The sequence below is a fragment of the Pradoshia sp. Z4_20 genome, assembly GCF_058216035.1.
Genome location: NZ_JBZAJD010000002.1, coordinates 776324 through 788345, shown reverse-complemented (window position 1 = coordinate 788345; position 12022 = coordinate 776324). Strand labels below are relative to the sequence as shown.

Sequence of the window (12022 nt, the reverse complement as noted above, 5' to 3'; positions counted from 1 at the left end):
AATGGGGAACAATCGTATGGCGATAACGATAAAAGACGTAGCGAAATTGGCAAATGTGGCACCTTCGACAGTTTCCAGAGTAATTGCCAACAATCCAAGAATAAGCGAGAAGACAAAAAGAAAAGTAAGAGAAGCAATGGAAGAACTCGGCTATCATCCAAATTTTATAGCGAGAAGCTTGGCAAACAAGTCAAGTGAGGTTTTAGGAATCGTTATGCCCAAGTCTGGAGATGGATCTTTTTTAAATCCATTTTTCTCTACGGTTATGAAGGGTTTAAGCCAGGCTGCGCATGAAGACTTGTATGGCTTACATATTACTACGGGGATATCGGATGAAGGAATATTTAATGAAGTTGAAAAAATGGTACATGGCGGCAGAGTGGACGGAGTTATTTTGCTTTACTCTAAAGTTGACGATACCGTATTGAACTATCTATATAAAATAAATTTCCCATTTGTTGTTATTGGAAAACCACCAATGCATGACAGCAGTATTACGTATGTGGATAACGATAATTTTCAGGCAGGCAAGGATGTAGCCGATTATTTACTTGCGAACGGGCATAAGGATATCGCCTTTATTGGAGGGAGTGCCCATCTGGTCGTCACGATTGAACGGATGAGAGGGTACGAGGAAGCATTGAAGGAAGCTGGAATACCTATTTTAAAAGAATATGCGATTCATGAAGATTTCATGCTTGAAGGCGGTAAAGAAGCAGTCAAGCAATTAATGAATCTTGAAAAACCTCCTTCAGCATTGATAGTTGCTGATGATTTTATGGCACTTGGTGTACTGAACATGCTTGATGAAATGGATATCAGTGTTCCAGAGGATATCTCAGTAGTAAGCTTTAATAATGTCTTAATTTCTCAATTGTCAAAGCCTCCTCTTTCCTCTGTGGATATCAATATAGAGAAATTGGGGTATCAGGCAGTCAAATTGCTGATTTCCAAAATAAAGAACCCTCAGGGACCAACAATGCGTATGATTATTCCGCATCAATTCATTATTCGATCATCTGTTACAAAAAAATAAGGTACTTTTATAAAGAAACGGTGAAGACATCTTAAAGGTGTCTTCACCGTTTTCTATCTTTATCCATTATCCATTAACGACACTGCCGCCATTTACATGCAAGGTTTGTCCAGAAACATAGGACGAGTCATCACTTGCCAGGTAAACATAAGTAGGAGCCAATTCATCAGGCTGCCCAATACGGCCAAGCGGTGTATTTTGACCCCAGCTTTCTTCAATTTGCTCAGCAGAGAAGGATGCGGGAATTAACGGTGTCCAAATAGGGCCCGGTGCAACGGCATTCACATAGATTCCCTTAGGAGCAACACTATTGGAAAGGGCACGGGTAAAGGATACGATCGCTCCCTTTGTAGATGAGTAATCAATTAACAATGGATTACCCTGGTAGGCTGTTACACTGGCAGAATTGATAATCTTGCCGCCCTTCGGAAGATGTTTCATGGCTGCTTTTGCCATATAAAAATATCCGAATATATTGGTTCGGAATGTGCGTTCCAATTGTTCTGACGTTATGTCAGTAAATTCTTTTTGAACATGCTGTTCTGCAGCGTTATTGACAAGAATATCGAGTTTACCGAATGTTTCAACGGTCTTTTCTACAGCATTTATGCAAACATCTTCATATCCAACATCGCCTGTGATTAACAGGCATTTTCGGCCTTCCGCTTCTACAAGCTCTTTTGTTTTTTCGGCATCTTCTTGTTCTCTATCGACATAAAGAATAGCTACATCGGCGCCTTCTTTGGCAAAGTAGACTGCAACTGATCGGCCAATTCCGCTGTCACCGCCAGTAATAATAGCCACTTTATCTTTTAATTTCCCACTGCCTTTATAGGAAGAAGTAACGGTAATAGGTTCGGGATCCATTTTATACTGCAATCCCGGTTGTACTTCTTGCTCTTGTCCTGGCGCATTATTAAATCTTTCACTCATAACTGAATACCTCCTATATTTTTCATCTATGTGTATACTTTTCCACTGTTTGTTGAAACAAAACATTTTTCGTCATGAAGGTCGCTGAATAAGATTATATAGTCGGCGTCAAGTGAGGGGCGATAAACTATATAGAAAGAAAATCGAAAAGGGTAACACCCTCAATTGAGAGTGTTACCCTGTCTTTGTGTATATGATCTAGAATCGTTAATTACCCATTCACAACAGAGCCGCCATTGACATGAAGGACCTGTCCGCTGACATAGCTGGAATCATCACTTGCCAAATAAACATAAGTTGGGGCTAATTCGGATGGTTGTCCAGCACGTCCAAGTGGAACGTTTTTACCAAATTCAGCCACTTTATCAGCCTCGAATGTAGCAGGAATTAATGGTGTCCAAATTGGTCCCGGTGCTACTGCATTCACGCGGATTCCTTTGCTGGCAATACTATTGGAAAGCGCACGTGTAAAGGATACAATGGCACCTTTCGTTGAAGAATAATCAATCAATTGTGCATTACCTTGATAGGCTGTTACAGAAGTTGTATTAATGATGGAGCTTCCTTTAGATAAGTGAGGAAGGACAGCTTTTGTTAAATAGAATTGTGAAAAGATATTGGTTCTAAATGTTTTTTCTAATTGTTCATCACTGATATCCAACAGGCTCTCCTGAGGATGCTGTTCAGCTGCGTTATTGACTAAGATATCAATTTTGCCGAATTCACTTTTAACTTTTTCGGCGACTTCGCGGCAAAAAGCACTGTCACCTATATCTCCAGCCAATAGCATGCATTGTACGCCTTCGTTTTCCACTAAATCTTTTGCTTTATTCGCATCCTCGTGTTCATTCAAATACACAATCGCAACATTGGCGCCTTCTTTAGCATAATAGTGGGCAACAGATCGGCCAATCCCACTGTCTCCGCCTGTGATAATCGCTACTTTTCCTTTTAATTTATCGCTGCCTTTATAATTTTCATCGACTTCTTTTGGTTCAGGATGCATTTCGTTTGTTACACCAGGTTGAGTATCCTGTTCTTGGGCTGGAAATCCATCTTTACCGATTTTTATATCTTCATTCATTTCACAACATCCTTTCCAATTAATGTTTCCCTATTGTTATTCCTCATTTATGGAAAAAGAAACATGGAAATAGGATTAAAGTTAAGGATGTTTTATTACTTACAAAAAAAGCACTGGAAAATAAGGTGTATGTAAAAAAATGTGATGATTTGCTGATTTTAATGTCGTTTTGTTAATGCTCAAAACAATAGGATCCAAGTAGTGATAGTGAAGAAATTCAGGATTTTTTAACCGAATTAAAAATAAACCCTTTGAGAAGGTTGGGCTATTAAGGGTAATGCTCACTGGATGGACTGAAAATTTTAAAGCATTAGAGAATAAGAGTTTTATTCCTGGGCTTCAGTGGGCATCACTGCACAAATAGTTCCCTATATTAAACCTGAAAAATAGAAAAAAGCCATCGTGTAGCCGATGGCTTTTAGATGCAATTCAATATGCCTCTGCTCTTCAAACCTATGTAACTACTAGCGGAAGTTTATAAATTGAACTTCGATAGAGAGATCTGCGTCTCGAATGGCTGCAATAACTTGCTGAAGATCATCCTTGCTTTTTCCGGTCACACGGATTTGATCGTCCTGTATTTGGGATTTAACTTTGTTACCCACATTTTTAACAATTAAATTAATTTTCTTTGCGTTGTCTTTGTCTATACCTTGAACCAATTTAGCACGTTGGCGAACTGTGCCGCCTGAAGCGCCTTCCATTTTTCCGTAATCAAGGTTCTTAACGGGAACGCCCCGTTTAATGAGCTTGCTCATTAAAACATCCTTTAATTGCCCCATTTTGTAATCATCGTCAGAAACAAGCACGAGTTCCTCATTTTCCAGCTTAATATCACTTTTGCTACCTTTAAAATCATAACGTGTTTTTACTTCCTTCATTGCCATCGTTACAGCATTTGTTACTTCGGATAAGTCAATTTTTGAAACCACATCAAATGAGCTTTCTTTAGCCATACTATCCCTCCGTTTTTAACTTTATTATAAAAAAAGCACTATATAAGTTCAATTACAAGTAAAAAAGAGGATTTTTTATTGAAATCCTCTTTATACCCAGTTAATATGTTGAAATGGAGATTTTACTTATAAGTGATCAGTCTTTTTTGAAAAAGATTTTTTTCCGGCTTTTCGGTTTTTCTCTTCCTGAATATTTTTAATTTCATGTTTAGCTTGGTTATCTCTGGCTTTTTTATCATTATCTGAAGTATGATATCCCATGTGTGCTTGCCCCTTTGCAAATTATTTACTACGCATATGTGTAGTATGTTGCAAGTAGGGGAAAATATGTATACATCAGAATGTATTTCAGGATAGTTTATTTAAGAAAAATATTGCAATGGTACCTGGACCGGCATGAGCGCCAACAGTTGCACCGACAGATGAAATATATACGGATTTTGGTTGGAAATTTTCTTCAATTAATTGCTTGAATTCCATAGCTTTTTCGATATCATCGCCATGACTGATTCCAATTATTTGTTTATCTAATTGGTCTCCTCGTTCTTTCATGACATCGATGACGGCTTGCATCAGTTTTTTACGGCCGCGGAATTTATCCAGTGGAACCAGTTTGCCATCTTCAACATTTAGCAGTGGCTTGATATTTAATAAACCGCCGAAAAAAGCAGATGTTTTGGAAATTCGGCCACCTCGAGCCAGGTATTCCAAATTGTCTACCGTAAATAAATGTTCCATATGGGAGGCTGAAAACTGTGCTGTTTCTTTCAGTTCTTCAAGACTGGCTCCTTTAGCGGCTTTGCGTACGGCTTCCATGACGACTAGGCCATAGCCTAAAGACGCGCATTTACTGTCGACAATTTCTAATTGAAGATCCGGGTACTCAGCTTTAACTTCGTCTCTCATCATAACAGCTGTTTGATAGGTACCGCTTAATTCGGAAGAAAATGCGACATAAAGTCCGGGTTGTTTATTTTTTGCCAGCTCTTCGAATTTTTCGTAAAAACTTTGTGGAGACACCTGTGATGTTTTGGGTGCTTTTCCTTCGCGCATGGCATCGTAGACTACTTTTGGTTTGATTGTAACTTGATCATCATATTCATTGTCATCAAGATGTACTTTTAATGGAAAAAGAATGATGTTGTTATCCTGGAAGTATTCTAATGGCAAATCGCTTGCACTATCAGCCAAAATTTGTACACTCATATAGACACCTACTTTTTTAAAATTTACTTAGTTTAATTATAAGTCTATTATCTTTTATAGAAAACAAAAATTGTTCACATATCTTTCTATCATGGGGAATTTATTTTCAGTTGTCAACTTAAGGAGGAGCTAAATTTGGTTTGGAATGAAACAAAAAAAATACTGGCTGTTGTGGTTGGAGCTTTATTAAATGCAATCGCAATGAATTATTTCTTGATACCTGCAAACGTGTTTGCGAGTGGGTTCACGGGTACAGCCCAAATTATATCAGCAGCATTGGACATGTTTACGAATATTAATTTATCTACAGGTATATTATTACTTGCTCTTAATATTCCGATTGCTATTCTTGCATGGTTTAAGGTTGGAAGGTCTTTCACAGTGTACAGCTTTTTAGCTGTTGTATTAATGTCATTATTCTTAGAAATATTACCGGTACAATCCTATTCAGATGATATTATCCTAAATGCTGTTTTCGGCGGTGTAATTGGAGCGGCCGGTGTGGGAATCACACTGCGATTCGGTGCTTCCACTGGTGGTATGGATATCGTGGCAATGATTCTTTCTAGAATCAATGATAAGCCAATCGGCATTTACTTTTTAATGCTGAATGGAGCTATTGTAGCCATTGCGGGGCTTATGTATTCAGAAGAACAGGCACTTTATACATTAATTTCATTATATGTTTCTACGAGAGTAATTGATGCTATTCATACAAGACATATAAAAGTTACAGCTATGATTGTAACAAGACATGCAGATGAATTGAAGCAGGCGATTCATTCCAAGCTGGTACGCGGAATAACAATGATTCCTGCTGTTGGAGCCTTTACGGGCGAAGATAAAAATATGCTAATGATTGTGATAAGCCGTTATGAGCTATATGACCTGCAGAGTGTTATTCAGGAAGTAGACCCACATGCATTTACAAATATCGTTCAATCTACCGGAGTTATCGGTTCTTTCCGGAAAGATTGACAAGGAATAAACCCTTTCCGTGTGCTTTAGAGCGAACGGAAAGGGTTTTTTTTTGAATGCAGGATAAGAATGAAGATGCATAGAGAACTAACTACCCTCAATATAGAAAGCGCTTACAATAAATGCTTTTTTTTGCGAAAAACATTTATCTTATAAAAAAGCGAAGGTAAAGTAATTTAAATTATTTTGAAATCGTGTTAAGAAAACATGGCCAAGGGCTGTTCATTATAAATTATTACCTTTGATTATTAAATCGACTGGTGGATAAGTATATAAAAATACGAAAAGGCTTACATTCATTATTTAGAATCAATATAAACTGAAATACCCTAAAATAAATAAATTTTACCAAAATACAAATTTTGACAATTTAAACCCTTTTCTAATTCTAGGTTCTATACTACAATCAACAATAAGTTCTCTTTTGAGAACAAAAAAAGAAATGTATGGAGGTTGGGATGGAAGATACAGTAAGTTTTAAGGATATTTTAAGTGTATTAAAGAGACGGTTAGTACTTATTATTTTGATGACGTTAATAGCGGCTCTGGCCAGTGGCATTATTTCCTATCTCTTTTTATCTCCTTCGTATGAATCATCCACACAAATTCTTGTCAACGACACTATGAACACGAACGAACAACAAAATCAGGATAAGAAAACAAAAAAAGAGGACGCCAAAACTGATAGCAATGAAACTAATTTAATCGACCCTAATCAAGTCCGTGCGAATATTGAATTGATTCATACATACAGTATGTTGATCAAGAGCCAGGCTATTCTAGCAGATGTAATTAGTGAGCTCAGCCTTGACAGAAGCATCGATAAATTAAATGAGCAAGTCACAGTAAACACGACTCAAAATTCTCAAGTTGTTGAAATAGTCGTCAAGGATCAGGACCCTGTTCTGGCAGCGAAAATGGCCGATAGTATTGCGACAGTATTCCAGCAAGAGGTTACTACATTAATGAATATTGATAATATTCATATTCTCGCGAATGCAAATGTTGAAGAGCCTTATGGGATATTTAATCCAGATATGATTAGAAATGTACTGATTGGTTTTTCATTAGGCTTATTTTGTGCTATTGGGGTAGCTTTCTTGTTGGAGTACCTCGATCCTACAATCAGAGATGAAAAAGATATCCTTTATGAATTAGGTATACCGGTTATCGGAAATATCCCGGAAATTAAAGTTAGCAGCAAAAGCATGGAAAGGCAGATGGAGGACAGCCGGGTGAAAATAGGAGGACGTACATTTGAGTCGTAATAGAAATAAAGACTTGCTGGTGAGCAAGGAAAGAGCGAAATATGCACAAATTTATAAACAATCGATTGTGAGTGAGCAGTACAGATTGCTGCGCTCAAGCATAACGTTTTCTCGAATTGGTAAAGACATCCAGACTCTGCTTGTCACATCTCCAAACCACGGGGACGGCAAAACGACCACCGCCGCAAATCTGGGTATCGTGCTGGCCCAGCATGATAAAAAAGTCATCGTCATTGATGCTGATTTAAGAAGACCGAAGATTCATAAATTATTTGACCTTAAACAATCTGATGGCTTAACAGCTATTCTTGCTGGCAAAGCGACAGTGGATGAAGCTATATGCATTTCAGATATACCAAATCTCCATATCATCCAGAGCGGTGCCGTAACCAAAACATCGTATGAGCTCTTAACAGCAAATCGAATAGAGGACATTATCTCGATTCTAAGCCAGCAATATGACACCATAATATTTGATACTTCACCTATCTTGTATACCGCTGAAACGCAAATACTTGCTAATCTTTGTGAAGCTTCCATGCTGGTCGTGAAAAGCGGTCAGACATTAAAAGAAGATGCAAGAAAGGCAGTAAATGTTTTACAAGATTCCAAAGCGGAATTATTGGGAGCTTCATTAAATGGAAATCCAATAAAACCAAAGGCTTATCAATATAACTGATTATTAAGGAGTGGTTAAATGCAGGTTATCCTTTTATCTGGAGGATCGGGGCAAAGATTATGGCCTTTATCTAATGATTCACGTTCAAAGCAATTTCTGAAAGTATTGGAAGGGCATGATAGGACAAACGAATCAATGTCTCAGAGAGTATGGCGACAAATGGATGAAGTAGGACTAATGAAGTCGGCAGTTATTGCGACGAGTAAGAAACAAGTGGATATCCTGAAAAATCAGCTCGGCTCAAACGTTCCCCTTATTATTGAGCCAGAGCGGCGGGATACTTTTCCGGCAATTGCTCTTGCTGCCTCCTACCTATATTCGATCAAAGGAATCAGCCTAGATGAAGTAGTTTCCGTTTTGCCCATTGATTCTTACGTGGAAAATGATTTCTATGAATCTGTGAAAAAATTGGAGGATACGCTAAACACAACAGATTGCAGTATTGCTTTAATGGGAGTGGAACCAAGCTATCCTTCTACTAGTTTTGGCTACATCGTTCCAGAAAAGAAAAATGATGGGCTAGTTCTTGTTAGCCATTTTGTAGAAAAGCCGACAGAAGAGTATGCACAAAGATTGATAAAGGAAGAGGCATTATGGAATTGTGGTGTATTTGCATTTAAGTTAGGTTTTATGATTTCGATTTTAGAAGAAATGAATTTGCCTATAGAGTACGAACAGCTACAAAATGTCTATGAACTCCTGCCTAGTATTAGTTTTGATTTTGAAGTTGTCGAGAAAACGAAGAATATTGTCGCTCTCCCCTATAAAGGAATATGGAGGGACCTGGGGATTTGGAGCACCTTAACTGAGCAAATGATCGAGACTGTTCAAGGCTTAGGTGTTATTTGCCCAAAATCTCATAATACCCATATCATCAATGAGCTGGACATTCCAGTTGCGGTTCTTGGTATGCCAGATGCGGTGGTTGTCGCGAGCCCCGATGGCATCTTAGTTGCCAATAAAGGTTTGAGTCATGATCTTAAGAAATTCATATTTCATTTTAATCAAAGGCCGATGTATGAAGAGAGACGATGGGGGTCGTATAAAGTCCTTGATCAAACCGTCTATGATAATGGGACAGAAGTGCTCACAAAAAGAATAACCATTCATGCCGGCAGCAATTTAAGCTATCAGGAGCATAATAAGAGAAAGGAAGTTTGGACTATTCTCAAAGGTGAGGGTTCTTTGGTACTGAATGAATATATATACGATGTGAAGCCGGGAAGCGTAATTGAAATTCCAGCTGGCACAAGACATGCATTGAAAGCTATTTCCGACTTGGAATTAATTGAAGTTCAAAAAGGTAGTTCGCTGACGGAGGAAGATGTGCATAGAATTAGCATGGAATGGGATGAAATTCTTCCTATGATTAGCTCAGTGACTCTTTAGTACATTTATATAGTTCGTTATTAAGAACAAAGAGAGCTATATAGAAACGTAATAGAAGGACTGAATATTCAAGCCAAAAGTAAAAGCAAGCATATTCATGGGAAAAAGAGTGAATGAAATTCTTTCTCTGATTAATTCAATCACTCTTTAGTATACCTATAAAATTCGTTATTGAGAACAAAAGGGGGCTGGAATGGAAAAATAATTAAAGGACTGGAACAACTCAAACCAAAAGTAAAAGCCACCATATATCAGGGGAAAAAGGAGTGAATTCATTGATTTCTTCTAAGGCAGGGACTGCACAGGAAGCGTTCGCAGAACCGAATGAGCTTGATAACAAGAAATTATATCTAGTATCTAAAAGATACTTAGACATTATTCTAGCTGTAGTGGGTCTTCTGCTGTTAATTCCTGTATTTTTTATTGTAGCCGTCTTGATAAAAATTGAAGATCCTAAGGCTTCTGTGTTCTTTAAACAAATACGTGTAGGCAAGGATGGAAAAACATTCTGTATGTATAAGTTCAGATCTATGGTGATGAACGCAGAGCAACTGATAGAGACACTGCTCAATCAAAATGAGTCCAGTGGGGCTATTTTTAAAATGAAAGAGGATCCTAGGGTTACAAAAATAGGACGTTTTATTCGCAAGACGAGTATTGATGAATTGCCACAACTGTGGAATGTTTTGAAAGGAGAGATGAGTTTGGTCGGTCCCAGGCCGCCATTGCCGAGAGAGGTAGAAAGTTACTCTGACTATCATAAACAGCGTTTGTCCGTTATTCCCGGCTGTACAGGATTATGGCAGGTTACTGGTAGAAGCAGTGTCGGCTTTGAAAAAATGGTTGAGCTGGACCTTTATTATATTCGTAAGCGCCATTTCTTTTATGATATAAAAATCATTTGCAAAACGTTTATCGTAATGTTCTTTCCTAATAATGCTTATTAGGAAAGAACAATAAGAAAGAAGTGATAGTCATAAATAATATTTATGTTTTATATCGACTTATTCTAAATCGTACGGTGGGAGTTACTGATGATTAAAGAATCAATGTTGTTATCAATTAATCGATTTGCCAAATCAATTGTCCAAGTTTTTTTAACTATTCTTATAGCCAGATTACTGACCTTAACAGAAATGGGCCTTTATCAGCAAATCTTTTTGATTGCAGTAATGGTAGGTGCTTTTATTCCGTTTGAGATGCATACAACGTTCAGTTATTTCTTTAACAAAACGGATAATGAACGTGAAAAATCATTAGTGATAACCAATACGTTCTGGGTTTTGTTCATTCTTGGTGTACTGATGATTTTCGGCCTGTATACTCTATACAATATTGAGTTTTTATTAAAGGATAGCCCATTGCGCAAATATGAGATTTGGATTGGATTTTGGAGCTTTGCAACCATAATGGGCTGTTATTTAGAAAATTTGTTTGTTTCTATTAAGAGGGCTAAAATTTATAGCTTTATTAATTTATCTTATTATTTTGCCTATTTCCTGATTATTGGCTATACATTATATGCGACAAAGGAGCTACTCTTAACAATTAAACTGATTGCCCTGTTTGAAATCGTTAGAGTCATCATTTTGCATCTGTTTTTCCATAAGATTCATGGCATGTCTTTAAAAGGAGATCTGCCATTATTAAAACAGCAGCTTAAATATACAGCGGCAGTTGGAGCAGTAACAGCCATCGATGTGATTACACAGACAAGTGATAAAGTCATCATTTGGTTATTCTACTCAATAGAATTGTTTGCAATTTATTCAATATCATCAAAAGAGATTCCTTTCATGTCTATTATTACTGTAGCTGTTATAACAGCGATGCTACCAAGACTAGGTCGTTTATACAGCATACAAAGGCGGAAGCTAGAAGCCTTAAATCTCTGGTCAGAATCAAGCCGATTACTATCATTAGTCATGTTCCCTATTTTTTGGATTCTATTTTTCTATCATAAAGAGTTTATCGATCTTTTATACTCTGATACTTATTTAAGCGGATCCATCATCTTTTTAATATATTTAATGAAATTCCCGCTTCGCTTTACAGTTTTTTACACGCCTTTACTTATATCCGGTAATCAAAAGCTAGTTTTAAAAAACGCGCTTATCACGGTTATTTGCAATATCGTTCTAGGACTAGCATTGATGGGGTTATTTGGGTACATCGGGGTAGCTATAGCTTCTGTTATCTCATGTTTTATTAGTATTTACCTGCAGCAAAGAGATGTATGCAAAGTATTTGAAATTCGGCAAAGGGAGCTTCTACCCTACAGGTCAATTTTGATGACATTTGGAACCTCAGGTTTCACCGCAGGAGTGGTCTATTTAATTATCTCCTTTTTGCCTGGTCATCAATTTATCCATTTTTTTTCTGGCGGCATAATCACCATGCTGTTATGCATAGGGGTCGCGCTAGTGAGAAAAGAAGTATCTATTCCCTTCTTATTCAATAAACCGATTGTTTTAAAGGTTAGGAGATAAAAAA

Annotated in this window: 12 protein-coding genes and 1 pseudogene; 8 read left to right on the top strand and 5 right to left on the bottom strand. The window is 37.4% G+C overall.

Annotated features, from left to right (window positions below; translation table 11 throughout):
* Positions 1–16 precede the first annotated feature (16 nt).
* Positions 17–1036: a LacI family DNA-binding transcriptional regulator gene (locus AC4BHP_RS09835; RefSeq protein ID WP_066101581.1), complete on the top strand. Its 1020-nt coding sequence runs from the start codon at positions 17–19 to the stop codon at positions 1034–1036.
* Between the two features lie 66 nt (positions 1037–1102).
* Here AC4BHP_RS09835 and AC4BHP_RS09830 read toward each other — a convergent pair whose 3' ends face one another.
* On the bottom strand, positions 1103–1969 hold the full coding sequence (locus tag AC4BHP_RS09830; protein ID WP_139891448.1) for an SDR family oxidoreductase: 867 nt from the start codon (positions 1967–1969) through the stop codon (positions 1103–1105).
* 211 nt (positions 1970–2180) lie between these two features.
* Positions 2181–3053 (bottom strand): SDR family oxidoreductase, encoded by an 873-nt coding sequence (locus AC4BHP_RS09825; protein WP_066101576.1) that lies wholly within the window; start codon positions 3051–3053, stop codon positions 2181–2183.
* A 209-nt stretch (positions 3054–3262) separates the two neighbouring features.
* Here AC4BHP_RS09825 and AC4BHP_RS09820 point away from each other — a divergent pair.
* A pseudogene (locus AC4BHP_RS09820) lies at positions 3263–3443 on the top strand (hypothetical protein); the annotation flags it as partial.
* Between the two features lie 74 nt (positions 3444–3517).
* Here the strand turns inward: AC4BHP_RS09820 and AC4BHP_RS09815 are convergent.
* The 3 genes from AC4BHP_RS09815 to AC4BHP_RS09805 form a co-directional block, all read right to left on the bottom strand.
* On the bottom strand, positions 3518–4009 hold the full coding sequence (locus AC4BHP_RS09815; RefSeq protein WP_140461149.1) for a YajQ family cyclic di-GMP-binding protein: 492 nt from the start codon (positions 4007–4009) through the stop codon (positions 3518–3520).
* Between the two features lie 126 nt (positions 4010–4135).
* On the bottom strand, positions 4136–4270 hold the full coding sequence (locus tag AC4BHP_RS09810) for a DUF3941 domain-containing protein (RefSeq protein WP_139891447.1): 135 nt from the start codon (positions 4268–4270) through the stop codon (positions 4136–4138).
* 87 nt (positions 4271–4357) lie between these two features.
* A complete protein-coding gene (locus AC4BHP_RS09805; RefSeq protein ID WP_139891446.1) occupies positions 4358–5215 on the bottom strand; it encodes a DegV family protein in 858 nt (285 codons plus the stop codon).
* A gap of 135 nt (positions 5216–5350) precedes the next feature.
* Here AC4BHP_RS09805 and AC4BHP_RS09800 point away from each other — a divergent pair, with 135 nt between their 5' ends.
* From AC4BHP_RS09800 to AC4BHP_RS09775, 6 genes are all read left to right on the top strand, one after another.
* Positions 5351–6193, top strand: coding sequence for a YitT family protein (locus AC4BHP_RS09800; protein ID WP_066101567.1), 843 nt, complete (start codon positions 5351–5353; stop codon positions 6191–6193).
* Positions 6194–6651: 458 nt separating this feature from the next.
* Positions 6652–7461: a YveK family protein gene (locus tag AC4BHP_RS09795; protein ID WP_066101564.1), complete on the top strand. Its 810-nt coding sequence runs from the start codon at positions 6652–6654 to the stop codon at positions 7459–7461.
* Entirely contained in the window at positions 7451–8140 is a 690-nt protein-coding gene (locus tag AC4BHP_RS09790) for a CpsD/CapB family tyrosine-protein kinase (RefSeq protein ID WP_490551942.1), read from the top strand. The genes AC4BHP_RS09795 and AC4BHP_RS09790 overlap by 11 nt, the downstream gene beginning before the upstream one ends.
* A gap of 18 nt (positions 8141–8158) precedes the next feature.
* Entirely contained in the window at positions 8159–9529 is a 1371-nt protein-coding gene (locus AC4BHP_RS09785) for a sugar phosphate nucleotidyltransferase (RefSeq protein ID WP_490551940.1), read from the top strand.
* A gap of 275 nt (positions 9530–9804) precedes the next feature.
* Complete coding sequence (locus tag AC4BHP_RS09780; RefSeq protein WP_066102381.1) at positions 9805–10476, top strand: sugar transferase; 672 nt, start codon at positions 9805–9807, stop codon at positions 10474–10476.
* An 87-nt stretch (positions 10477–10563) separates the two neighbouring features.
* Positions 10564–12018, top strand: a complete 1455-nt coding sequence (locus tag AC4BHP_RS09775; RefSeq protein ID WP_490551938.1) for an oligosaccharide flippase family protein — start codon at positions 10564–10566, stop codon at positions 12016–12018.
* The last annotated feature ends 4 nt before the right edge of the window (positions 12019–12022 follow it).

What these genes read in the sequence shown, in the direction of transcription:
- AC4BHP_RS09835 (WP_066101581.1), top strand. Translation starts at nt 17, where the DNA reads ATGGCGATAACGATAAAAGACGTAGCGAAATTGGCAAATGTGGCACCT.
- AC4BHP_RS09830 (WP_139891448.1), bottom strand. Translation starts at nt 1,969, where the DNA reads ATGAGTGAAAGATTTAATAATGCGCCAGGACAAGAGCAAGAAGTACAA.
- AC4BHP_RS09825 (WP_066101576.1), bottom strand. Translation starts at nt 3,053, where the DNA reads ATGAATGAAGATATAAAAATCGGTAAAGATGGATTTCCAGCCCAAGAA.
- AC4BHP_RS09815 (WP_140461149.1), bottom strand. Translation starts at nt 4,009, where the DNA reads ATGGCTAAAGAAAGCTCATTTGATGTGGTTTCAAAAATTGACTTATCC.
- AC4BHP_RS09810 (WP_139891447.1), bottom strand. Translation starts at nt 4,270, where the DNA reads ATGGGATATCATACTTCAGATAATGATAAAAAAGCCAGAGATAACCAA.
- AC4BHP_RS09805 (WP_139891446.1), bottom strand. Translation starts at nt 5,215, where the DNA reads ATGAGTGTACAAATTTTGGCTGATAGTGCAAGCGATTTGCCATTAGAA.
- AC4BHP_RS09795 (WP_066101564.1), top strand. Translation starts at nt 6,652, where the DNA reads ATGGAAGATACAGTAAGTTTTAAGGATATTTTAAGTGTATTAAAGAGA.
- AC4BHP_RS09785 (WP_490551940.1), top strand. Translation starts at nt 8,159, where the DNA reads ATGCAGGTTATCCTTTTATCTGGAGGATCGGGGCAAAGATTATGGCCT.
- AC4BHP_RS09775 (WP_490551938.1), top strand. Translation starts at nt 10,564, where the DNA reads ATGATTAAAGAATCAATGTTGTTATCAATTAATCGATTTGCCAAATCA.